Consider the following 22595-nt stretch of genomic DNA (forward strand, 5'->3'; position numbering starts at 1 on the left):
CGAGTCAAAAACGAATATTAAAAACGTCTTTCGGTATACCAATTCACGTCCCTAGCGGCTTTGTCGACCTGATCGGCAACGTCGAGGGTAAGCGCAAACAAGGCCATGCGCACCAAGACACCATTGTCAGCCTGCCTAAATATTGCCAAATTCGGGTTGTCGTTCAGGTCATTATCCAGCTCATTGGCCTCGGTGCGAGAATCCCGCGGCAAAGGATGCATGATGACGGTATTGGGCTCACAGTAGCGGGTGTATATCGATTGATTTAATCGGTAGCGGCCGCGGTATAAATCCGCCTCAGCGGGACTGGCAAAGCGCTCTTCCTGTATCCGTGTCGAATAGGCGATATCCACCTTTGAAATACTGCCCTCCATCACGTCAGATTCTTGCACCGTGTGACCAGCTTCCCGCAACTGCTCAACAATCGCTTCCGGCATTTTCAATTCATCCGGAGAAATAAGTACCACAGTTATATTTTTATATAAGCACAGTAATTTACAAAGGGAGTGCACCGTGCGGCCGTATTTTAAATCGCCAATCATGGCGATACGCAGGCCGTCGAGATCGCTGCGCCCCTGATGCTGCAGTTCTTTACGAATAGTATATAAATCTAATAAGGCTTGGCTCGGATGCTCATTCGCACCATCCCCACCATTCATCACCGGCACTCGACTCGCCGCCGCAAACTCAGCAACTGAGCCCGACACGGGATGTCGCATCACAATCACATCGCTATAACCGCTTAATACCCGCGCTGTATCATAGAGCGACTCACCTTTGGCGATGGCCGAGGTTTCAAAACCGGTGGTCTCACGCACCTCGCCACCCAAGAGATTAAATGCACAACCAAAACTCACACGAGTTCGGGTAGAGGGCTCAAAAAACATATTGCCTAAAATGGCACCGTCGAGCACCTTGGTAACGCGTTCGCGATGAGCGTAGGGCACCATGCGATCTGCTACCTCGAACACCCGTTCAATATCATTGCGATCAAACTGACTGATAGAGAGAATATGACTGCCAGAAAATTTCACTTCTACCTCTCCAAAAAATTAAACCGTCGCTACCACGTCGGGTGCATTAACACCTTCATCAAATTGCAAACTCGCCCAACGTGCATAGAGCGGCGAGCTCTGTAAAAGTTCGGTATGACTACCGGTCGCAACCAACTTGCCATGATCCAGCACCGCAATAATATCAACATTCACCACCGTGGCTAAACGGTGGGCAATCACGATGGTAGTGCGCCCCTTCATCAATAGCTCTAGCGCCCGTTGAACTTGGTATTCGCTTTCGGCGTCCAGCGCACTGGTCGCCTCATCCAGCAATAGTAAAGTCGGGTCGGCCAATATCGCTCGCGCAATGGCGATACGTTGACGCTGACCACCGGACAGGCGAATACCACCCTCGCCCACAAAACTGTCGTAGCCCTCGGATAGACGCTCAATAAACTCGTGTGCGTAGGCCGAGCGCGCCGCCGCCTCAATTTCTTCCGCACTGGCGTCCGGTTTGCCGTAGCGAATATTGTCAGCCACGGTGCCGGTAAATAACACCGGTTGCTGGGGAACCATGGCAATTTGGCTGCGAAGATCGTCAAGGCTCAATTCACGAATATCGATACCGTCAAAGCGAATAGCACCTTGCTGAACATCATAAAAGCGTAGAATCAAATCCACTAAGGTCGATTTACCAGCGCCTGAACTGCCAACTAAAGCCACGCTACTGCCAGGGGAAATATTCAAATTTAAATTATCTATGGCGCGCTGTTCAGGTCGGGACGGATAACTAAAACCCACATTTTCAAACTGCAAATGCCCCTGAGGAGCCACCGGCAATGGCAGTGGTTGATCCGGTGTCGGCACCAAATTTTCAGCTGCCAGCAATTCAAGTAGGCGCTCAGTGGCACCCGCCGCGCGCTGCAAATCGCCATAGACTTCTGAAATAGCGCCGACCGATGCCGCGACCATTACCGCGTAAAAAATAAACGCCGCTAACTCACCACCACTGATTTTGCCCGCTAGCACATCTAAACCGCCGACCCACAACATCGCAGTTACCGCACCCAAAACCAAGGTAATCACGGTGGTCGAAAGCCATGCACGCTGATTTATTCGCCCAATTGCCACAGTGAAGGCAGATTCCACATGGCCGTCAAATGCTTGCTTATCCAGCTTCTGATGGTTAAAGGCTTGAACCATTTTTATATTTTTAACGGCTTCGCCAACAAAACTACCGACGCCGGCAATACGATCTTGACTGGTGCGCGACAGCGTGCGAACGCGACGCCCAAAAACAATAATCGGCACCACCACCAGTGGCACGCTCAGCATCACTAGACCCGTTAATTTGGGGTTGGTGATAAACAATAAAATAAGACCGCCGACGAACATTAAGAAATTACGCAGCGCAATCGATACCGATGACCCAATTACGGTTTGCAGCAAAGTGGTGTCGGTGGTGATCCGAGACTGAATTTCGCCGCTGAGATTGGTTTCAAAATAGCCGGGATGGAGATGAATAACGTGGGCAAAAACCGCTTTACGCAAATCTGCGCTCACCCGCTCGCCAATCCACGACACCAGATAAAAACGCACAAAGGTGCCGGTAGCCAGCAGCAAAATCATTACCATGAACAGGAGCAAGGCCTGATTCAACGCTGCTTCCGAGGCGTTGCTGGAGAAACCCTGATCAACCAACATACGCAAGCCTTGACCGATGGACAAGGTAATGCCCGCCGTGCAAATCAAGGCAATACTGGCGCCGACCATCTGCCAGCGATAGGGCTGTAAAAATGCCATCATCGCTTTGAGTACGCCGACGTTCGTGCTTTTTTCGCGCTCTGAACCGGTATCCGTCATAACTCTCCCCTGCTTAGCCGCGCATTATCGCTTTTATATCCAACGCGGGAAAGCGGCGTTTGCGGGCTTTTGCTATTCAGGTAAATTACCCCTTGGATTCAATGATGAGAGATTCTTTTTCACTTCTGCGCATCTTTTTGATTGCAGCTTCGCGCTGCGACGCGGTGGAGCGATTTTCAGCGGGCTCGCGATAGACGATGGCATCGGCGGGATCTGTTCGGAAAAACCGCGCACCGCGACCACCTTCGCCGCAGTGCTCTCTAAATCGACGCTCAGGGTCTGTGGTGATTCCGGTATACAGCTTGCCGCTGCGGCTGCGCACCATATATACCCACCAAGCCGAACTCACAAACCTTCTTGCTCCAAGGCATCGGCGTAGTCATTTAATTCACTCAATATCATTGCGTCAGTACTAGATGTCCGCTCTTGTGCAAGCTCTGCTAAACGCTGACGAAAAGCAGCCAAACCCAGCTGCCCCTGCTCTGGCTCACGCAAACAGCGACGGCAGAAACTGCGCCAATGCTCGCGCTCTGAATCCGACAAGCTCATGGGAAAATTACGCGCACGATAGCGCCACAGCAATTCCGGCAAACGCGCATCGCTAAAGTGATAGTTTTGCATAGCGAGAATATCCGGCGTGGCGCGGCGAACTTCATCCATCATTTTTTTATCGTCGCCGCTAAAAAATCCGCCGCCATAAAGCATGACGTCCGGATCATTGCTCTGCGCAAACTCTCGCGCGCCGAATATAGCCTGCAATTTCTCAGCTACACCGCTGGCCTTGTGGAGCTGCGCCCAATGACGTCGACATTGAGCCATATCAATCTGCAGGCGCTGGCTCACCGTCTCGTCAACGAGTTTTGCGGTGGCGATGATAGGCGCACGATTTATATGAATTTCTTTTAAGGGAATTCGCTCGGTGCCCTCTGGTAAATCTGCAGCTGCGCTGAATACCCGCGCTGCAATTTCCTCGGCCGACAAGTCAATTAAAGGCGTGGGATCGACGCTGAGATCATAGACAATAATGCTGTTTTTATTGTCGGGATGCAATGCGAGCGGCATCATCAGTGCTGAGCAAAACTTGGCCGCCGGCAGACGGCCTGAGACATGCAACACCGGCACTTGCGTCACCACATCTAACATCGCGGCGACTGTGCGCTTGTCGCGCAAGCTTAAAGCATAATCAAACAGTTTTGGCTGACGCTGCTTCAGCAATTTTGCCAGATCGATAGTCGCGTAGACATCGGACAAGGCGTCATGAGCAGACTCGTGACTGAGACCATTAGCCGCGCTCAATTCTTCGAGTTTAAAACTGGGAGTACCGTCTTCACGCAGCGGCCACTCTATGCCTTCTGGCCGTAGAGCGCGGCACAGGCGAGCGACATCAATAAGGTCCCAGCGCGAATTGCCGTTCTGCCACTCCCGCGCATAGGGGTCATAAAAATTGCGGTACAAGGTATAACGAGTCACTTCATCGTCGAATCGAATACTGTTGTAACCGACGCCGCAGGTGCCCGGCTGCGATAACTCCGCGTGCACGGTAGCAATAAATTCTGACTCGGGCACACCCTCTTGCAAGGCATGCTGGGGCGTAATTCCGGTAATCAAACAGGCTTCTGGATGAGGGAGGTAATCGGGACTGGGACGACTGTAAACCATCAATGGCTCGCCGATAATATTTAAATCAGCGTCGGTTCGCACACCGGCAAACTGCACCGGCCGGTCGCGGGCGGGATTAGCCCCCCAGGTTTCGTAATCGTGCCAGTAGAAGGTTTGATTGGCCAAAGTTTACCCCTATACGCGAAAAACGCTTACTCGTCTGACGTCGGATGTCTGGCGTCGGACGCGCAACCAGACATCTCCCGTTCTTCGTCAGACGCCAGACGCTCGACGTCAGACGACTTCTATCGCCTGCTCTTCGATTTTAGCCTTCCAAATCTGAGGCCCAATTTTATGTACCGATTCGCCGCGAACATCTACTGCCACTGTGACCGGCATATCTTCAATAGTGAACTCATAGATAGCTTCCATGCCTAACTCTGGAAAACCAACCACTTCAGACTTTTTAATAGCCTGCGCCACTAAATAAGCCGCACCGCCAACTGCCATTAGGTAGGTTGCACCAAACTCTTTAATCGCCTCGATAGCAACATCACCGCGCTCAGATTTACCAATCATGCCCATTAAGCCAGTTTCAGCCAACATTGTGCGGGTAAATTTATCCATTCGGGTTGCGGTAGTTGGGCCAGCCGGGCCAACCACTTCGTCGCGTACCGGGTCTACTGGGCCAACGTAATAAATAAAGCGGCCTTTCAAATCGACGGGTAATTTTTCGCCTTTGGCCAACATATCGACCATTTTCTTGTGGGCGGCATCGCGACCGGTCAGCATTTTACCGCTCAACAATACCGTGTCGCCGGGCTTCCACGTTGCCATTTCTTCTTGAGTAACGGTGTCTAGGTTGACACGTTTTACATCGCCACCGGCTTCACGTGTCACTTCTGGCCACTCATCTAACGACGGCGGTGTCAGCGCCGCTGGGCCGCTGCCATCAAGAGTAAAGTGGGCGTGACGAGTCGCTGCACAATTCGGAATCATCGCAACCGCTTTGTTCGCAGCATGGGTCGGGAAGTCTTTTACTTTTACATCTAGGACCGTGGTTAAACCACCCAAACCCTGAGCGCCAATACCGAGCTTGTTTACTTTTTCAAACAGCTCAAGGCGCAGCTCTTCAGCGCGATTACTCGCACCCCGCTTTTGCAAATCATGGATATCGATAGGATCGAGCAAAGCTTCTTTAGCAATAATCATAGCCTTTTCTGCCGTGCCGCCGATACCAATACCAAGCATACCCGGCGGACACCAACCGGCACCCATGGTGGGCACCATTTTTAAGACCCAATCCACCACCGAGTCAGAGGGGTTCAACATGGCGAACTTGGATTTTGCCTCAGAACCGCCACCCTTAGCAGCGACGTGAACATCAACCGTATTGCCAGGAACAATCTCATAGTGGATAACAGCTGGCGTATTGTCTTTGGTGTTGGCGCGAGCACCGTCTGGGTCGGCCAAAATGGAGGCACGCAGCACGTTATCAGGCAGGTTGTAAGCGCGGCGAACGCCTTCATTCACCATGTCGCTAACACCCATATCGCCCTGCCACTGCACATCCATACCGACAGTTAAGAACACAGTAACGATGCCGGTATCTTGGCAAATGGGACGCTTACCTTCAGCGCACATACGGGAGTTAATTAAAATTTGCGCCATCGCATCTTTGGCAGCGGGATTCTGCTCGCGCTGATAGGCTTCATCCATGGCACGGATGAAGTCGACGGGATGGTAGTAAGAGATGTATTGCAGCGCGTCGGCCACACTTTGAATAAGGTCATCTTGACGAATTACGGTCATTGGAAGACTCCGGCTAAATGGTTGGCGACAGCGCCCAGAAAGGCGGCAGAGTATACACCAGCAGGAGGGCGGTAGTGTAGCGCAAAGGGCCACACCACCGCATACCGACACAAATTAACGCGGCGCGGGACTACCTGAATGGTACTGTGTCATGGTCTGACGCATCGATTCAATATCGCGATTAACTTGCTTGCGGAAGGCATTCACCGAATCCAACCACTCTTCATTTTGTGTAATGCGACGCTCAACATCTTTAACTCGCGCATCCAAGCCGCCACCCGACGCAACCTGCTTACCCATATTCAGCAACTCTTTTTTATTTACTTCAGCCTGAGCAATAACTCTGTCCAATTTACCCGACATTGAAGTAAAAGATTCGCGATCGCTATTATATGACTTCGCAATTTTATTTAGCTGCTCATCGCTGGTTTTCAGCTTGGCCTCTAAAGCCACAATGCGTTTAAGCGATTTATCCATTTCGGACTGCTGCTTAGCTAAGGTCGCTTCGTGCTGAGCTAGCTCATCCTTCTGCTTTTTCCACACATTATCCCAAAGCTTACGCACCTCTTGATCCAGCTCATTAAGCTTAACAGAGGTGGTCACGGTGCTTTCGCTAATGCTCTCATCCGCAGAGGACAAACGCATTTCCAAGGCGTCGAGTCGATCTTGACTCGCCAAAAGCTGCGTTTGGGTTGCGCTTAATTGGTCGTACAAATAGTAAGCAACCCCTGACAGCAGCAAAACCAATACTGTCAGCATGAACATAACAAAACCGCCACCGCCAGCCTTAGCGGGTTCACCTTGTGGCATCGATGCCTGGGAGGGCTTCTTAGGTGCCGCGGGCGGAATAATATCCTCATCATCAATTGAGAGTGAAATTTTTGGTTCCTGTCTGTCCGTACTCACGGTTATAAACTCACTGTATTTGAAAGAGGTAGAAGTGGAGGCATTATGACACCGGCATGTCAGGGGTTAAAGCACCTACCGGCTGATTTGAGTGTTATTCGCTACCCAAGTTCATAGGCTTTGCTATACTTTAGCGGTTTTAGTGTTGCGCATTATGCTCAAGCCGCACCTTGTGCGATATTGAGTAAAGGAACAACAATAAAAATTCACGACACCAACACGCAAAATGAGGGTAATTTAATGGATGCATTTATTTCACCAGACCTGCTACTCCGCTGGCTTCACGTCCTATTCGGCATCACCTGGATTGGGCTACTTTACTATTTCAACTTCGTGCAAACGGAATACTTCAAAGAAGCTGAAGCGGCTGCAAAAGCAGATGCTGTCAAAAAACTAGCTCCTAGAGCACTCTGGTGGTTTCGCTGGGGCGCGATGTTTACCTTCCTAACGGGCCTCGGACTGCTGCACTTTACTATGGCGCGCGGCTTAAACGGCTACATCATTATCGGTGCACTGATGGGCACCTTAATGTTCTTGAACGTGTGGCTGATTATTTGGCCAAACCAGAAAATCGTCTGCGGAATCGTCCCTGGTGACGCTGCGAAAGCCGCCCCGAAGGCAGGCTTAGCCTCGCGCACTAACACCCTGTTCTCTGCACCCATGCTAATCGGTATGCTTGGTTCCTTCCACGGCGCTGGCGCTGCAGGTGCCGCCGCTGTCAGCAAAGCAGGCACTTCCATCAGCTTAGGCTTGTGGATTTGTATCGGTTTAATTGTAGTACTTGAACTGAATGCTATCTTCGGTAAAACCGGCCCAATGACAACAGTGAAAGGCGTTGTGCACTGCAGCATTGCCTTAACAGTGGCCATGGTCGCCTTGCTACAATTCGTTTAAGAAAGTTTTAAACACAAAAAGGGAGCCAATTTGGCTCCCTTTTTTATTTAGCTCCAAACTTAATACTGGCCGGTTCGCAGCAGTACCAAAGTACAGGCTTCCTCCGCTGCAATTCCCGCACGTTCCAAGCTCTCTGCCATCTCGGCGGACTCGGTGCCCGGATTAAAAATGACTCGTCGGGGCGCCAACTCAATAATCTGTGCAAGATCATTTTTTAGTAATTCTGCGCGAACATAGACGGTAACGGTATCGACCTTTTCACACACCTCAGCCATCGACGCAATGCACGACACCCCACTTACCTCTGCGTGATACGGATTTACCGGTAAGACTCGATGGCCATATTCACTCAGTAGCTGCACCGCTTTAAAGGAATACCGCTCCGATTTCGGGCTTGCACCTAACACCACCACCGTTTCAGTCATTAAATACTCCACACATACCAAAACCGGGCGACAAGCGCCCGGTGCAAATCAAAAAAAGAGCAAACTACTTCTCGCTTTTGCCCATCCAGCGACGCAGGGTGGAGGCAAGCTCTTGCGCATTATAGGCCTCGGCGTCATCTGGCATCGGGTTTTTACCCATTTTAATTTCTAATGACGCTTGGTAATTCGTGCGCGTTGTAGTCGACGAAACACCTCCACTTAAGCGCGACGGGGTCTGGGTCACTACCGTGTTGCAGCTCACTAGACCACAGCGCTGATAAACAGCGGTGTGCCCACCAAAGTCATTTACACCAGAGATACTGGTACTGCTACGACTCTTGCTTTCGGTATCGCGGTTTACCAAGTGAAACCAGTTATATCCATTCTGCAAAGTCAGCTCAGCCGCGCGCAGCATCGCGTAGTCATTTACTGTTTCTTTATCTGTGCGACTATTGCCGGTAAATGTCACTCGGTAACGATCACTACCTAATTCTGTTTCTGTATAACCGTAAGCACCGCGCTCGTCAGCCGGTTGGTACGTTGTCCCTGTGCTGCTACAGCCCACAACAAGTCCTGACAACATAACGGCAAAAATCAACTGTAAACGCATAAAATTCCCCTTAGATATTTTTGTTAATCGCGGCAGTGCTTATCTACACTTGCCGTCTAACTTTTAATGTAGGGTCATACTACGCCACTGGAGCTGAACTGAAACTTAACCAAATACGTCGCCGCTAATCACGGTCGAAAATATCACCAATTTTTCCGCATTTCCATGTACATAAACGACGCCGACCACGCGATCATCACTAAGCCAATAAGAGACTCTAAGCCACACAAAAAACGTAAATCGCCAATCGGGACGATATCGCCAAACCCCAGCGACGTATAGACCGTAAAGGAAAAATACGCACAATCGAGCATTGTAGCGCTGAAATTGCCGCTTAAGCTTCCAAAGCGACCATCCGCATTGAGCTGATAAAAAGCCAACGCAAACAACCAAATCTCAACCGCATGAGCGACCAACACACCAATTAAGCCGACCAAAACCTGATGGCGAGGCGTCGCTAAGCGAGGTAAAAATTTAGACAAGTTAAACAGCACTTCGTGGTGAATCAATACCACTAGCGAAATCACAAAGATGTTAATTAGACAGAGAATAATAAACATATAGGCACCTCTGATTAATTCGGTAATGTTTCAACGGAGTCTCTGGCGCGCACTGGCAAGGCGCGATGCGAAGATTAAGGCTGGTTGTCCTTGATGACGGTCCGACGTTTCGGCATGGCAACGCAGTCCAGTGTGCGCCAGCGACCCGCCCCTCGGGGCTTAGCCAAAAGCGGCTCCACTGCGTTGCCACCACTTGAAAGGCAACCAGCATTCCTTCATGTCGGCGCCTTGTTGAGCCGCTTTTGGCTAAGCTTGAGATTTCACCGAATTAATCAGAGGTGCCTATAGATTAACCGGAGGAAAGCTGCATCTCGGCAGCTACCATTTCACCCGCGGCCAACTCTAACTCATCAGCAAAGGCCATACCGCGCTCAACACAAACATAGCGATAATATTGCGAACCGACATCGCTCATCGTTTCAGCAAGCTCAGCTCCCGGATTCCAGATCACCACCGTATCGCAGCCTTGACCCTCAACTGTAATTTTGCGATCCCCGTCAATAATTGTCTGCTTGCCAGCGGCTGATTCATAGACTCGATCGATTTCCCGATCAAAAAACATACTATCATGCTGCACAAACCGAGCTAAGCCTTTGCAATTATCCAGATACTCCCGACCATCAATGCCATCAATACTTACCGATTGCACTTCACCAACGGAAAAATAGCTGTGCAAGGCAAAGCTCAGCGGCATCGTCTCCTGCCCCTCGTTGGTAACACGTAAGCCAAGACGCAACTTATCACCAAGCTCTACTGTCAGCTCGGCAAGAAATGAATAGGGAAATAACGCAAAATCATCACTTGCTGGACGAAAAGTAAAACATAATTTAATGACCTCATCCTCACCCTGATGAACATCGTCCAAGGCCCATAATTGGGTTCTAGCTAAACCGTGTTTTGGCAGATCAGCTTGGCGACGATTAACACCAAACCACGGCAAGCACACAGGAATTCCACCACGTATAGCCTGACCCGACTGAAAGTTTGACCGCGAACTCAGCCATAGAAGATCACTTTTACCCGCAGGGCAAAAAGACAAAACCTGAGCGCCTTGCAAAGAAATAATGGCACGGCACTTTGCACTGACACACTCCAGCATCGGCAAATCTGAATTTGATTCTGAAAAGCCGTCTTGCCGAGTAAATACCGCACTCGCAGGACGCAAATATATTTGGGCATTTTGTAATTCGAGTACATCTATGATCGCAGCAGTATCAGCGTCCAATTTAATTTTTCCTTGTTGTTTAACTGTTCAATCAACTGGCTATACACCTGGTCTTCGCAAGAACAGCATGTCATTGGCGCCTTTTTGAAACTGATAGGCAACCGGCTTTAACTCCGCTACATAGTCGCGCTCATTAAAGTAGCGCAACACCCCTGGCACATGTTGCGAAAGGCGGCCATCTAAACTTAGCAAAGGATATACTCGCACCTCATTGGCGACTCGACACATTTCTGTCAGCGCTTCGATATGCTGAGCAGCATCAATTTGTTCGCTATACAAAAATAGCAGATGGGAGCACAGCGCCAGATCAAACTCGCCATCAAAGAAAGGTAGCTCGGGTAGGCTAGCCTCGATATATCGCCCCTCATCTAAGCCCTTTTCAAAATCATCGAGAAAACGGTTCATTGCCGACATTCGAACAGAACCTAAATGGCCAGGATCTTTAAAACTAGTCCAGTAATATTGCGCGGCATTGCGCGCCAGCTCAGCGATCATTCCAGGATAAACCCGTTGAATGCGACCGTGAATTTCATCAGCTGAAAATTGATAGACGGGATCAAACGACAAGATGCGACCGCCGCGCTGCGTCAGCTCAGCATTAAAGCTAGCTGGGCCGTCGCCGCAACCCAGTATATGCCCTTCTAGATCTCGCTCTGACAGTGAAAACATACGGCAGTATTCGCCGTATGATCGCCCCCATGGAACAATGGATGACAGCTCCAAAACATCCTCGCTATTAAAGTCAGCTTAGCGGCCAGGTGGTCAGAAAACCATAGCGAACTAAATTCGCCCCACCGCAAAGCAAGTATAGAGATCGCAGTGGTCGCAGCACAAACTGTTTACAGTTTACCCGGAAAATTTACGGCCAAAATGCAAAAAGGCGACCCTAAAGCCGCCTTCCCATCACCCTCACCTTAACTTAGGGGGCTGGTAGCCCACCACCCAAGTCAGTCAGATCTGGAAGCCCACCCAACCCTGATCCGCTATCTGCTGTAGGTGCCGCGAGCGACTCAGCGACACTGCGTTCAAAATCTGGCTGGCCATCTGCTTTAACGGCAAACAGAGGCAGACGGAGATTGGCAGCAACATTTACTGCAACAATAGTCACGTCGCGAGAAAAGGCTTCCAAATACTGCGGGTGGTAACCGCTCAACCACAAACCTAGCTCATCGCCCTGCTCAAGGCGCTCGGCGATACCCACCAAATCAACTTCCGAGCGCTCGCCCAAGCCCCGCACTGGCGCAATCTGATCATCTAATAATCGCCACTCGCCACCGGCGCTGCGAATTGCCACACCCGCGAACAAGATACTATCGCAACCCGTGCGCAGGGTCGGCACGCTACCCATGGCACACACCGCATCGTTAATTAGCTGAGGTGTGGTCACGGTAATATCGAGCTGAGGAATACCCGCAATGATTAAACCATTGCTGTCAGCAACGCTAAGCACTGGCACAACCACCACATCCTGAGCGAGTAAATGCGCCGCTTGCGCAGCCACACCATTTAACACATTGCTGGCCGTCAGGTCGTTAAACTCACTAAAGGTAATGGCGGTGTCATCATTAGCAGAGCGTCGAGCTTTAAACTCTGCCACCGGAATCATCACCGCATCATCATCAGCCAATGAGGTGCAAATGGCGTTTTCACCACTCAAATACTCAGCCGCAGGCAATCTGCGCAACTTTTCATCAAACCACGCAATAGTCGCATCACGCTGATCGATCTCACCGCAGGCGAACTTGCCACCGGGCGCTTGTAAATAAAGCGGCTCTGGGGTTTCACCAATAAAGCTGGAAATAATATGCCCGCTCTCATGGGTCATCATGCGCACTTCGTGGCCGGTATTTTCTGCGCGCTCACTCAAGCACTGAAAGTTCCACCATGCCTCATTGAAATTAAACAAGGTGTCGCGAATACCTTGAGTTAGCAATATATCAACACCAGGTTGGCCACTGTAAGTATTGCTACCCGGCGCCTCGTTAAACTCACTAGTAATATTATTATTTAGGTCGCTCGCCGCTACGCTATACGGCATAGTCGCCTGACCATTCAGGCCACACCAATAGCGCGGACTATGATAGCTAAACCAATCTAACGCATCGCGAGGAAACTCATTCGTCGCCAAACCCCGCACCAAGGTTTCAAGCACAAAGGGATCAAGACCTCTTGCTAAAGGGGACTCCTGATTTTCCAGGCCAGGCTGATAACTACCTGCCGATCCACCCGCTACCAACAACAAGGACCAAGCCGACTTAACGACGTCGCCCTGATTAAGACTGTAGGGTAAATTATGCCAAGTAATATCTGGCACCATGGCATCCAAGCGCTGTTTTTCATCAACGCCGTGAATCAACATTTGGTAACCACCGCCGTAGCTAGACCCTACCGAGCCAGTCAGCAAGTTAACGCCTCCAGCGACGCTCACCGCGGTCTCTGGGCGGACGGCAAACTCACCGGTGCTTTCGTCGCGCCAAGCCAAATAATCTAAATTAGCTTCTGCCCAATCTAAAATCTGCAACAGATCCAAGCCTTCAAAATCTGGATCTAATACCCGCACCGTGCCGCCGCTATCTCCAAAGCCACGTAAATCAATACTAATCACGGGATAACCACCTGCCACCAAACGGTCAATCGCGTTGCCAGTATATTCACCACCGGTATCGCTCACCCTTGCGCCGCCAAAACCATGGCTATGTAATACCAAGGGGTGCGCACCCAGTGCAAGCTGCCCGCAATTAATTTCTGCGGGCTCAAACACTTCAAAACTAATGTTTTCGCCACTCGCTGATGGCAATATCACCTGATAGTGACGATTGGCGCTAACGGAGGCGAAGCTATCTCCACAGGACGCATTGGTCTGCGTGGCAGCACATCCGCTACCATCAATATTCGCACCGGCAGGCGTATCTGCGCAGAGGTCTAGCTCATTACTCAGGCCATCGCTGTCGCTATCGCGATTGTCCTCAGGATCACAAGCATCACCGACCGTGTCAGCATCAAGGTCTTGCTGATCTGCGTTGGCCGTCATCGGGCAATTATCAACTGAGTCTATTACACCGTCGCCATCGGTATCGCGATCATCCTGTGGATCACATACATCACCTATGCCATCGCCATCAACATCCTGCTGATTAGCATTGGCGTCCGCTGGGCAATTGTCTAGACCGTTGTTGATACCATCGTTATCTGCGTCGTTGTCACAGGCATCACCCAGACCGTCACTATCGGCGTCAGCTTGCCCTGCATTCGAGACCGCTGGACAATTATCGTCGGCGTCAGCAATACCGTCCTCGTCGGTATCCGTTGGCTCGCCGCCACCATTATTCCCGCCGTCGTCACTGTTATCTTCCGGGTCACAGGCGTCGCCAATGAGATCGCCATCGCTATCAAGTTGATTGGCGTTTGCCACCGAGGGGCAGTTGTCACTGGCATTGGCGACACCGTCGTTGTCGGCGTCGATATCACATGTATCACCTAATCCATCAAGATCAGCGTCGGCCTGACCTGCATTACTATTCATGGGGCAATTGTCGACGTCGTCGGCAATGCCATCGGAATCGGCATCTTGAAGCTGGTTACCACCGCCTCCGCCATTGTTAGGCGGCGCCGCAGAACGAGAGTCCGACCCAGAACTGCCGCCACAGGCTGACAAAGCGGCGGCAGTGAACAGAATACAAAGGTAACGACTGAGACTCATGACAAACACCTGCACAATTATTTTTATGATTTGAGTCGGGCAGCGAGACAAGCCAATCAAGCCCTCGCTACTGCACATTATTTCAAATATATGTCAATACTACACATGTTAGCAGCGACCACACAAGGCAAAACTAAGATATATTGTTAGATTAAAGACGGGCTTGGCAACGAGGTCAAAATTTAGGCAAAAAAAACCCCGCCGAAGCGGGGTTTTAGATAGCGCGAGGTGGGAAGCTTACATCATGCCGCCCATGCCACCCATACCGCCCATACCACCCATGCCGCCCATATCAGGCATGCCGCCGCCGGCTTCATGCTTTGGCGCATCAGCAATCATGCACTCGGTGGTGATGATCAGACCGGCAACTGAACCCGCTGCTTGCAGAGCAGTACGCGTTACTTTGGCAGGGTCAAGAATACCCATTTCCATCATATCGCCGTATTCGCCAGTACCTGCGTTGTAACCGAAGTTACCAGTACCGTTGCGAACTTTGTCTAGCACAACAGAGGCTTCATCACCTGCGTTGGTCACGATTTGACGCAGAGGAGCTTCAAGTGCGCGCAATGCAGCATTTATACCCGCTGTTTGATCTAGGTTGTCACCTTCGATTTTGCCGATGTTCGCAATAGCGCGAACCAGAGCAACGCCACCGCCAGGAACCACGCCTTCTTCAACCGCAGCGCGAGTTGCATGTAGCGCATCTTCAACGCGGGCTTTCTTTTCTTTCATTTCCATTTCAGTCGCCGCGCCAACCTTGATAACCGCAACGCCGCCAGCCAATTTAGCTACGCGCTCTTGCAGTTTTTCACGGTCGTAGTCAGAGCTGGTGTTTTCGATCTGAGTGCGAATCTCGCCAACGCGAGCCTGAATTGCAGCAGCTTCACCAGCACCGTCAACGATCACAGTGTTTTCTTTATCCATGGTGACGCGCTTAGCCGTACCAAGGTGCTCAAGCGTTGCTTGCTCAAGATCCAAGCCTACTTCTTCAGAGATAACAGTACCGCCAGTCAGAATAGCCAGATCTTGCAGCATGGCTTTACGACGATCGCCGAAACCAGGTGCCTTACAAGCAGCGACTTTAACGATACCGCGCATGGTGTTAACCACTAGCGTTGCCAGGGCTTCGCCTTCAACGTCTTCTGCAACAATGATCAGCGGACGGCTAGACTTAGCAACTTGCTCCAGTAACGGCAGCATTTCGCGGATATTAGAGATTTTCTTGTCAGCCAACAGGATGTATGGGCTGTCGTGCTCAACACTCATGTTCTCAGTGTTGTTTACGAAATAAGGAGACAAGTAGCCGCGGTCAAACTGCATACCTTCAACAACGTCTAATTCGTTGTCCAGACCCTGACCTTCTTCAACTGTGATAACGCCTTCTTTGCCGACTTTTTCCATTGCTTCAGCAATGATATCGCCAATATTTGAATCGCTGTTTGCGGAGATAGTACCTACCTGAGCAATCGCCTTAGTATCAGCACATGGGCTAGACAGTTTTTTAACTTCAGCAACAGCAGCTGCAATCGCCTTGTCGATACCGCGCTTGATATCCATTGGATTCATGCCAGCAGCAACAGATTTCAAACCTTCGTTCACAATCGCCTGCGCCAATACGGTCGCAGTGGTAGTGCCGTCACCAGCGTCGTCAGAAGCGCGTGAAGCAACTTCTTTAACCATCTGTGCGCCCATATTTTCAAGCTTGTCTTCTAGCTCGATTTCTTTCGCCACAGACACACCATCTTTTGTGATGGTTGGTGCACCGTAAGACTTCTCAAGTACCACGTTGCGGCCCTTTGGCCCCAAAGTAACTTTTACTGCGTTAGCCAGAATATTGACACCAGCCACCATACGCTGACGCGCTTCATTGCCAAATACTACGTCTTTTGCTGCCATGATCTTATAACCCTTTTATTAACTAATTCGTTGATTCAAAAGAAATCTTGTGTCGGACTTAAGCTTCTACCACACCAAAGATTTCTGATTCATTCAGAACGATCAGCTCTTCGCCGTCGATTTTTACCGTGCTACCGGAATACTGACCAAAAATAACCAAATCGCCTGTTTTAACGCCAACCGGACGCAATTCACCACTCTCAAGCAATTTACCTTCACCAACCGCCAATACTTCACCTTGGTTCGGCTTTTCTTTTGCAGAACCTGGCAACACAATACCGCCAGCGCTGGTTTTTTCTTCTTCCTTACGACGGACTACAACGCGATCGTATAACGGACGAATTTTCATTTTTATCAATCTCCATTAAATCAATGATTTAGAATTTATAAACCGGCTAAACCGGCATCAGCCCAAACACCTAAGACTCTTCGCCCGTAAGCATTTTGACTTAAACCCCTTTCATACGGATCAGAACAGACTTATTTGTTCCGACTGGGAAAACCAAGTGCAATCACCAAGTCACCGTGGGCTGTGCTGTAAATGGGGTTCACGGAAAGCATTTCAAGAGCACGGACAAAAATTATTCTTCTTTTTTGTATTCACCCTCGATAATTACCGAATCCTGAGATTGCCCGTCACTAGGCTCGCGATGAACGCCAGCATTGGGACCGCCACTGAAACCCTGAGGGTCGGCACTAAAGGGGCTGGCACCGGTGTGAAACTGATTCATCTGTACCTGCATGACACCGCGCTTGATCAGCCCCGCAATCAGCATCCGGCGCAATGGTGCAATGAGACACACAAAACCAATTGCATCGGTCACAAAACCAGGGGTTAGCAATAGGGCGCCGCCTACCGCCAGCATCAAGCCCTCTAGTATTTCGGTAGCGGGTACCTGTCCCGAATTTAACCGCTGCTGAGCTCGAGTTAAGGTCTCTAAGCCCTGTTGCTTAAGCAGCGCTGCGCCAATAAATGCTGTCGTCACCACCATGGCAATCGTTGGCAGCGCACCAATCACAGCGCCAACTTCTATTAACAGCCACATTTCAATAATCGGTAGGCCAATAAACAATAGGAATAACAATCGCATCAGAGGATCACTCAGCTCAGGCTTTCTAAAGATGTTGGGGTGTTAGCAGTAAATTCAAGCACCCGCGCCAAAGTCAGGAAGGCGGTGTGTCATAGCGTGTAAAAATCCGGTCACGAAAAGCCACTTTGGTTTACAATCGGCCCCGACTTAGTAAATGTAACAAGGGGACTACGCACACCATGCGACTTGGCAAGTACTTCGCGCCGATACTCTTCACCGTGAGCCTGTTGGGCGTACATCAGGTTCAGGCACAAAGCACCCGCGAAGAAGCCGAATGCCTACAGCTGGCCGCGCAATCCGCAGCTGAGTCCACTACGGTAGGCGAGCTTCGTCATTTTTGTAATACCTCTGCCCTAGAATCAGATACCGAACCAAGCCAAGAAAATGAGCAAACCGGAATTCGACACAGTGGCGTCGTAGAAGAGCGATTTGCCCTAGAGCAATTCACGGTCGACAATCCCTTCGTGCTCACACCGCATCGCAGTAATTACATTTTAGCGGCGTCATACCGCGATGACATTTCTGACAACAGCAGCCTTCTTCCCAATAACAGCGCCGACGCTGACCGCGTCGAGCTTGAATTTCAGCTCAGTATTAAACTCACTGTTTGGCAAGAAATATTTGAAGACAATGGCTATCTGAGCGTCGGCTATACCAATCGCTCATTCTGGCAGGCTTATAACAGCGCCGCGTCAGCCCCGTTTCGCGAAACAAATCACGAGCCCGAATTGATGTTCACCCTAACGAACTCCTGGGAGTGGATGGGGATTCGCAACGTTGCCAACCAATTAATTTTTAATCATCAATCCAATGGTCGCGGTGAACCTTTATCGCGGAGCTGGAATCGTATTATGCTTAACATGGTCTTTGAGCGGGATCGCTTTGCCATGACGTTCAAGCCCTGGTATCGACTACCGGAATCATCTAAAGACGATGACAACCCCGACATCGAAAAATACCTTGGCCATTTCGAGTGGATGGGCATATATCAATGGCACAATAGAACCCTTAGCCTCATGCTGCGCAATAATTTGCGCAGCGAGAACAAAGGCGCAATCGAATTAGGCTGGAGCTTTCCGATTAGCTCGAGGGTCAAGGCCTATGTTAAGTACTTTAATGGCTACGGAGAGAGCCTGATTGAATACAATAACGCCATCGAAAGCTTCGGTATTGGCGTACTGATCAGCGACTGGCTATAAGCAAACCTCACACAACGGGAATCTACTCATGATTACAGCTCAAGAAGCACTCGCGCGCCTAAAAGAAGGCAATGCCCGCTTTGTCAAAAATGTAAACAGCGACTTCGCCACGATCATTCACAACAAACGCCCAGAACTTGTCGAAATTCAAGCACCTATGGCCATCGTACTAGGCTGTTCAGATGCCCGTGTGCCCGCCGAATTAGTTTTTGACCAGGGCCTTGGCGACCTATTTGTTATCCGCGTTGCTGGCAATGTCGTAGCGCCATCAGGCATTGGCAGCGTCGAGTTTGCAGCGCTTAGCTTTGGTACACCGCTGGTTGTCGTCTTGGGTCACTCGAGCTGCGGCGCCATCTCAGCCACCGTTGACGTGCTCACCGGTAATAGCAAAATTCCGTCGCAAAACCTGCACTCGATTGTTAAACGTATTCGCCCTGCGGTTGAAACTCTGCTTTGCACTGAGTTGCGTCACGATCACAAAGCTTTAATTGAGCAGTCTGTGCGCGCCAATGTGAGAAGCTCAGTAGAACACCTGAGCAGCGGCTCCCCCACACTGGAAAAATTAATTAGCGAAGGCAAGCTGATGGTAGTCGGCGCTGAATACTCCCTGGAAACTGGCGAAGTGGATTTCTTTTACGAAGATTATTGGGAGCGCACGCGCAACCTCGAAGCGGAATAATTCGCCCCTCGCGCGATTGCATAGAGGGCAGCAGTGAACGACGAAGCCATTCAACAAATCTACGCGGTGATTCACGGCGTCCCAGCGGGGCGCCTGTGCAGCTACGGCAAAGTTGCTGAACTTGCCGGCTTACCCGGTCACGCTCGCTACGTTGGCCGCCTGCTAAGCCATCTTCCCAAAGACACGCGCCTCCCCTGGTTTAGGATTGTGAATAGCCAAGGCAAAATTAGCCTGCCACCAAATAGCGAGAGCTATCGACGTCAGCTGACATACTTAATTGAAGAATCCAGTGCCGACGAATCCGGCAAGCTATTCTGGCGGCAATGCCGCTGGCCTGATTAAACCCAGCGCAGCCTCACCAACGCCAACCAGCACACCGGCAAACACACCAATAAAATGCGCCTCGACCGCCACCGGAACACCAATGCGCTCCGACACACCATCAACGGAATCAGGTACAAGATAATCTAATGATAATTTAGCGATAATGAGCACAAATAAGGACGCGCCCGCATAGGGGCGTCCGCGCCACATAGCCAAAGCACCTGCAATCAACACCCCATATAGCGCCGCCGACACGCCTAAATAATACTCATATGACGGCAACAAAAAATGAATTAACACGCCAGTGATAAACGCACAGCTCAACAAGCTGAGGGTGAAATCACGCTCGCCATAGACAATCGACAATAAGACTCTACACAGCAGCAGCGCCGCCATATTCGAAAATAGATGCGAATTATTATTGTGAACAAACTGTCCGCTGAATAGACGCCACCATTGACCGGAAGCGACTAAATCACGCCGGTAAGATAAATCAACATACGAATGGCAAATATACAGCGCTACAAAAACAACTATCACCAGCGCCGTCGGCCAAAAACGAAAGCCGCCAAAACGGGAATGACTATTTATTATTTTTCCCTTCAACAAATTGGCACCCCATAAAGAATAATGACAGAACGCAATAAGTAGAATTATGTTCTCGCCGCTACTTCAATAAAAGCCCAGAGCTATACGGCAGCCTCGTAGGAAGTTGACAAGCCTAAGCCGACGTCTCAATCCGCCGATTCAAATACCAAATCAGCACAATAACTGGCAGCCCCATCGCACCCGCAATCAAGAAGAACGACGAGTACCCCACCGACTCAACCACCGTCCCTGAGTAACCACCCAACAACTTGGGAAACAGGGTCATAATCGAACTAAACATCGCGTATTGAGTAGCGGTAAACGAGATATTAGTTAGGCTAGATAACCACGCGACGAACGCTGCAACAGCGACACCACCACTTAAATTATCGGCGGCGATGACCAGTGTTAATGCGATAATATTGGCCTCAATGCCCGCCAGCCACATAAACATTAAATTGGTTAGCGAGACCAAAATCGCTCCCAGCATTAGCACCCGCATCACGCCATACTTAAGGGTGAGAAAACCGCCAAAAAAGCTACCTACAATCGTCATCAGCACACCGAATATTTTGGTGACACTGGCAATTTCATCTTTGCTATAACCCATGTCCTGATAAAACACATTGGCGATAACGCCTAACACAATATCGGAAACACGATAGAAGCCGATCAGCAGCAATACCCATACCGCCAGACTGCCATAGCGCTTAATGAAATCATTTATCGGCTGGGTATAACTTTCAGACACCAAGCTGCGATTCACAAAGCCGAAGCCTGTCATCACGCGAAACACCACCAGGGCAGCAGCTGCCGCCAAGATCAAACTCAATGCCCCGTAGACAAAACTCAGCAAATACTGGCTAGGACCCTCAAGCCACTGGGGCGACGGCGGCACGATAAACAACACCGCAACAAAGGCCGCCACAGAGAGGGCAAAACCAATAAAAAACCGCAGGTAATCGCCAGTAGGATAATGGTATGGGCTCCGACCCGACTCCGGCTCGGCAATTAATAAGGTGGTAAGCACCCCCACGCCCATCACCGCCGCCATACACAAATACGTGTTGCGCCACGCGTCGTAGTGATACACATCGCTGGTACTGCCAAAAAACTGGGCCATATATAGTGCACCCGCGCCGGCGGCAATCATGCCAATCCGGTAGCCGGCGATATACGTCGAAGAAAGCAGCGCCTGTAAGCGCACATCGGCAGATTCAATTCGAAAAGCATCGATCACCACATCCTGTGTCGCCGCGGAAAAGCCCAGCAGCACGGCGGCAACTGCCATCATCTGCAATTGCTGCTGAGGATCGGTTAAGGCCATCAGGCAAATAGCCGCAATTACCCCCAGCTGGGCCAATAACAGCCAGCTGCGCCGTCGGCCCATCGCCGCACTCAGCAATGGCAGCGGCAATTTATCGACCAGCGGTGCCCAGACAAACTTGAATGAAAACCCCAGCGCTGCCCAGCTAAAGTAGGTAACTTCAGCCCGACTAACCCCGGCTTCCCGCAACCATAGCGACAAGCTGGAAAAAATCAGCAGCAGGGGAACCCCCGCTGAGAAGCCGAGAAACACCATAATCCAGACGGGTTTTTGTCGCCACCAGACCAGATCGACTAGCTCTTCCTGATGACTCACGAGCTTACTACCACTGCAATACTCACCGTAAGGCGCATTAAGCTCTCCAGCAACGGGCTATCAATCTCTAAAGTTTGTGTACTGCAAAGGCTGATCTAACTCCTCAGCACGCAACAAGGCCATCACTTGCTGAAGGTCGTCGCGCTTTTTGCCGGTCACTCGCACTTGCTCATCTTGAATTTGGCTCTGTACTTTAATTTTGCTTTCTTTAATCAATTTTACAATTTTACGTGCAACGTCCGAGGTCAGACCGCTTTGCATAGTAACCAGCTGCTTTACCTGCTTGCCCGCACCTTTTACATCACCCAGCTCCATCGCCAGCGGGTCGATCTTCACCTTAACTAGGGCCGCGCGCAATAGATCTTCCATTTGCTGCAACTGAAACTCCGCCTCGGCGAACATAGTCACGGTCAGTGCATCGCGCTCAAAGCGCGCATCCACACCTTTAAAATCAAAACGCGTCTCTATGACCCGTCCTGCCTGATCAACGGCATTGGTAAAAACGTGGAGATCCACTTCTGAGACAATATCAAACGCTGGCATAGCCTAGTTTCCTTTGTTATGTTGCGGTCGGCAGTTTAGCATCC

22 protein-coding genes are annotated in these 22595 nt (G+C 50.4%); 4 read left to right on the forward strand and 18 right to left on the reverse strand.

Going from position 1 to position 22595, the window contains the following annotated elements; genetic code table 11:
* Positions 1-17 precede the first annotated feature (17 nt).
* The 6 genes from KXJ70_RS14760 to KXJ70_RS14785 form a co-directional block, all read right to left on the reverse strand.
* A complete protein-coding gene (locus KXJ70_RS14760) occupies positions 18-1034 on the reverse strand; it encodes an aspartate carbamoyltransferase (protein WP_219044298.1) in 1017 nt (338 codons plus the stop codon).
* 18 nt (positions 1035-1052) lie between these two features.
* Positions 1053-2858 (reverse strand): ABC transporter transmembrane domain-containing protein, encoded by a 1806-nt coding sequence (locus KXJ70_RS14765; protein ID WP_219044299.1) that lies wholly within the window; start codon positions 2856-2858, stop codon positions 1053-1055.
* 85 nt (positions 2859-2943) lie between these two features.
* Complete coding sequence (locus KXJ70_RS14770; RefSeq protein ID WP_295876380.1) at positions 2944-3207, reverse strand: GIY-YIG nuclease family protein; 264 nt, start codon at positions 3205-3207, stop codon at positions 2944-2946.
* Complete coding sequence (sbcB, locus tag KXJ70_RS14775; RefSeq protein ID WP_219044300.1) at positions 3204-4643, reverse strand: exodeoxyribonuclease I; 1440 nt, start codon at positions 4641-4643, stop codon at positions 3204-3206. Before sbcB ends, KXJ70_RS14770 begins: the two co-directional genes overlap by 4 nt.
* Before the next feature lie 108 nt (positions 4644-4751).
* A complete protein-coding gene (locus KXJ70_RS14780; protein WP_219044301.1) occupies positions 4752-6269 on the reverse strand; it encodes a fumarate hydratase in 1518 nt (505 codons plus the stop codon).
* Between the two features lie 114 nt (positions 6270-6383).
* Positions 6384-7175 (reverse strand): hypothetical protein, encoded by a 792-nt coding sequence (locus KXJ70_RS14785; protein WP_219044302.1) that lies wholly within the window; start codon positions 7173-7175, stop codon positions 6384-6386.
* Positions 7176-7415: 240 nt separating this feature from the next.
* Here KXJ70_RS14785 and KXJ70_RS14790 point away from each other — a divergent pair, with 240 nt between their 5' ends.
* Positions 7416-8069, forward strand: a complete 654-nt coding sequence (locus tag KXJ70_RS14790; protein WP_219044303.1) for a urate hydroxylase PuuD — start codon at positions 7416-7418, stop codon at positions 8067-8069.
* Between the two features lie 59 nt (positions 8070-8128).
* Here the strand turns inward: KXJ70_RS14790 and KXJ70_RS14795 are convergent, their stop codons facing one another.
* From KXJ70_RS14795 to KXJ70_RS14835, 9 genes are all read right to left on the reverse strand, one after another.
* The gene (locus KXJ70_RS14795) at positions 8129-8494 is read right to left on the reverse strand and encodes a CoA-binding protein (RefSeq protein WP_219044304.1); all 366 of its coding nucleotides are present in this window, start codon (positions 8492-8494) and stop codon (positions 8129-8131) included.
* A 64-nt stretch (positions 8495-8558) separates the two neighbouring features.
* Positions 8559-9104, reverse strand: a complete 546-nt coding sequence (locus KXJ70_RS14800; protein ID WP_219044305.1) for a CC0125/CC1285 family lipoprotein — start codon at positions 9102-9104, stop codon at positions 8559-8561.
* A 143-nt stretch (positions 9105-9247) separates the two neighbouring features.
* Positions 9248-9664, reverse strand: coding sequence for a potassium channel family protein (locus tag KXJ70_RS14805; protein WP_219044306.1), 417 nt, complete (start codon positions 9662-9664; stop codon positions 9248-9250).
* A gap of 289 nt (positions 9665-9953) precedes the next feature.
* A complete protein-coding gene (locus tag KXJ70_RS14810; protein WP_219044307.1) occupies positions 9954-10889 on the reverse strand; it encodes a D-hexose-6-phosphate mutarotase in 936 nt (311 codons plus the stop codon).
* A gap of 39 nt (positions 10890-10928) precedes the next feature.
* Positions 10929-11558, reverse strand: a complete 630-nt coding sequence (locus tag KXJ70_RS14815) for a class I SAM-dependent methyltransferase (RefSeq protein WP_219044308.1) — start codon at positions 11556-11558, stop codon at positions 10929-10931.
* A gap of 250 nt (positions 11559-11808) precedes the next feature.
* Complete coding sequence (locus tag KXJ70_RS14820; RefSeq protein WP_255558500.1) at positions 11809-14589, reverse strand: thrombospondin type 3 repeat-containing protein; 2781 nt, start codon at positions 14587-14589, stop codon at positions 11809-11811.
* A 237-nt stretch (positions 14590-14826) separates the two neighbouring features.
* Positions 14827-16485 carry a chaperonin GroEL gene (gene groL, locus KXJ70_RS14825; protein WP_219044310.1) on the reverse strand — a complete coding sequence of 553 codons (1659 nt, stop codon included), beginning with the start codon at positions 16483-16485 and terminating at the stop codon, positions 14827-14829.
* Positions 16486-16543: 58 nt separating this feature from the next.
* The gene (locus KXJ70_RS14830) at positions 16544-16834 is read right to left on the reverse strand and encodes a co-chaperone GroES (RefSeq protein ID WP_219044311.1); all 291 of its coding nucleotides are present in this window, start codon (positions 16832-16834) and stop codon (positions 16544-16546) included.
* Positions 16835-17066: 232 nt separating this feature from the next.
* Entirely contained in the window at positions 17067-17576 is a 510-nt protein-coding gene (locus KXJ70_RS14835) for an FxsA family protein (protein WP_219044312.1), read from the reverse strand.
* 179 nt (positions 17577-17755) lie between these two features.
* On the opposite strand from KXJ70_RS14835, the gene KXJ70_RS14840 reads away from it, so the two are divergent.
* Genes KXJ70_RS14840 through KXJ70_RS14850 form a run of 3 tightly spaced genes read left to right on the forward strand, consistent with a single transcriptional unit; the run spans position 17756 to position 19796 of the window.
* Positions 17756-18775, forward strand: coding sequence for a phospholipase A (locus KXJ70_RS14840; RefSeq protein WP_219044313.1), 1020 nt, complete (start codon positions 17756-17758; stop codon positions 18773-18775).
* 28 nt (positions 18776-18803) lie between these two features.
* Complete coding sequence (locus KXJ70_RS14845; RefSeq protein WP_219044314.1) at positions 18804-19454, forward strand: carbonic anhydrase; 651 nt, start codon at positions 18804-18806, stop codon at positions 19452-19454.
* 33 nt (positions 19455-19487) lie between these two features.
* Complete coding sequence (locus KXJ70_RS14850) at positions 19488-19796, forward strand: MGMT family protein (protein WP_219044315.1); 309 nt, start codon at positions 19488-19490, stop codon at positions 19794-19796.
* Here KXJ70_RS14850 and rrtA read toward each other — a convergent pair.
* From rrtA to KXJ70_RS14865, 3 genes are all read right to left on the reverse strand, one after another.
* Positions 19764-20384: a rhombosortase gene (rrtA, locus tag KXJ70_RS14855; protein ID WP_219044316.1), complete on the reverse strand. Its 621-nt coding sequence runs from the start codon at positions 20382-20384 to the stop codon at positions 19764-19766. The two genes, KXJ70_RS14850 and rrtA, sit on opposite strands and share 33 nt — an antisense overlap.
* 115 nt (positions 20385-20499) lie before the next feature.
* Positions 20500-22008, reverse strand: a complete 1509-nt coding sequence (locus KXJ70_RS14860) for an AmpG family muropeptide MFS transporter (RefSeq protein WP_219044317.1) — start codon at positions 22006-22008, stop codon at positions 20500-20502.
* A 60-nt stretch (positions 22009-22068) separates the two neighbouring features.
* Complete coding sequence (locus KXJ70_RS14865) at positions 22069-22551, reverse strand: YajQ family cyclic di-GMP-binding protein (RefSeq protein ID WP_219044318.1); 483 nt, start codon at positions 22549-22551, stop codon at positions 22069-22071.
* Between the last annotated feature and the right edge of the window lie 44 nt (positions 22552-22595).

It is taken from the genome of Zhongshania aquimaris (assembly GCF_019312595.1).
In the GTDB taxonomy this organism is placed as follows: domain Bacteria; phylum Pseudomonadota; class Gammaproteobacteria; order Pseudomonadales; family Spongiibacteraceae; genus Spongiibacter; species Spongiibacter aquimaris.

Excerpts from the sequence above, each read along its gene's own strand:
- KXJ70_RS14800 (WP_219044305.1), bottom strand. The coding sequence starts at position 9,104 with ATGCGTTTACAGTTGATTTTTGCCGTTATGTTGTCAGGACTTGTTGTG.
- KXJ70_RS14830 (WP_219044311.1), bottom strand. The coding sequence starts at position 16,834 with ATGAAAATTCGTCCGTTATACGATCGCGTTGTAGTCCGTCGTAAGGAA.
- KXJ70_RS14805 (WP_219044306.1), bottom strand. The coding sequence starts at position 9,664 with ATGTTTATTATTCTCTGTCTAATTAACATCTTTGTGATTTCGCTAGTG.
- KXJ70_RS14835 (WP_219044312.1), bottom strand. The coding sequence starts at position 17,576 with ATGCGATTGTTATTCCTATTGTTTATTGGCCTACCGATTATTGAAATG.
- KXJ70_RS14820 (WP_255558500.1), bottom strand. The coding sequence starts at position 14,589 with ATGAGTCTCAGTCGTTACCTTTGTATTCTGTTCACTGCCGCCGCTTTG.
- groL (WP_219044310.1), bottom strand. The coding sequence starts at position 16,485 with ATGGCAGCAAAAGACGTAGTATTTGGCAATGAAGCGCGTCAGCGTATG.
- KXJ70_RS14765 (WP_219044299.1), bottom strand. The coding sequence starts at position 2,858 with ATGACGGATACCGGTTCAGAGCGCGAAAAAAGCACGAACGTCGGCGTA.
- KXJ70_RS14795 (WP_219044304.1), bottom strand. The coding sequence starts at position 8,494 with ATGACTGAAACGGTGGTGGTGTTAGGTGCAAGCCCGAAATCGGAGCGG.
- KXJ70_RS14840 (WP_219044313.1), top strand. The coding sequence starts at position 17,756 with ATGCGACTTGGCAAGTACTTCGCGCCGATACTCTTCACCGTGAGCCTG.
- KXJ70_RS14865 (WP_219044318.1), bottom strand. The coding sequence starts at position 22,551 with ATGCCAGCGTTTGATATTGTCTCAGAAGTGGATCTCCACGTTTTTACC.
- KXJ70_RS14845 (WP_219044314.1), top strand. The coding sequence starts at position 18,804 with ATGATTACAGCTCAAGAAGCACTCGCGCGCCTAAAAGAAGGCAATGCC.
- KXJ70_RS14780 (WP_219044301.1), bottom strand. The coding sequence starts at position 6,269 with ATGACCGTAATTCGTCAAGATGACCTTATTCAAAGTGTGGCCGACGCG.
- KXJ70_RS14815 (WP_219044308.1), bottom strand. The coding sequence starts at position 11,558 with ATGTTTTCACTGTCAGAGCGAGATCTAGAAGGGCATATACTGGGTTGC.
- KXJ70_RS14790 (WP_219044303.1), top strand. The coding sequence starts at position 7,416 with ATGGATGCATTTATTTCACCAGACCTGCTACTCCGCTGGCTTCACGTC.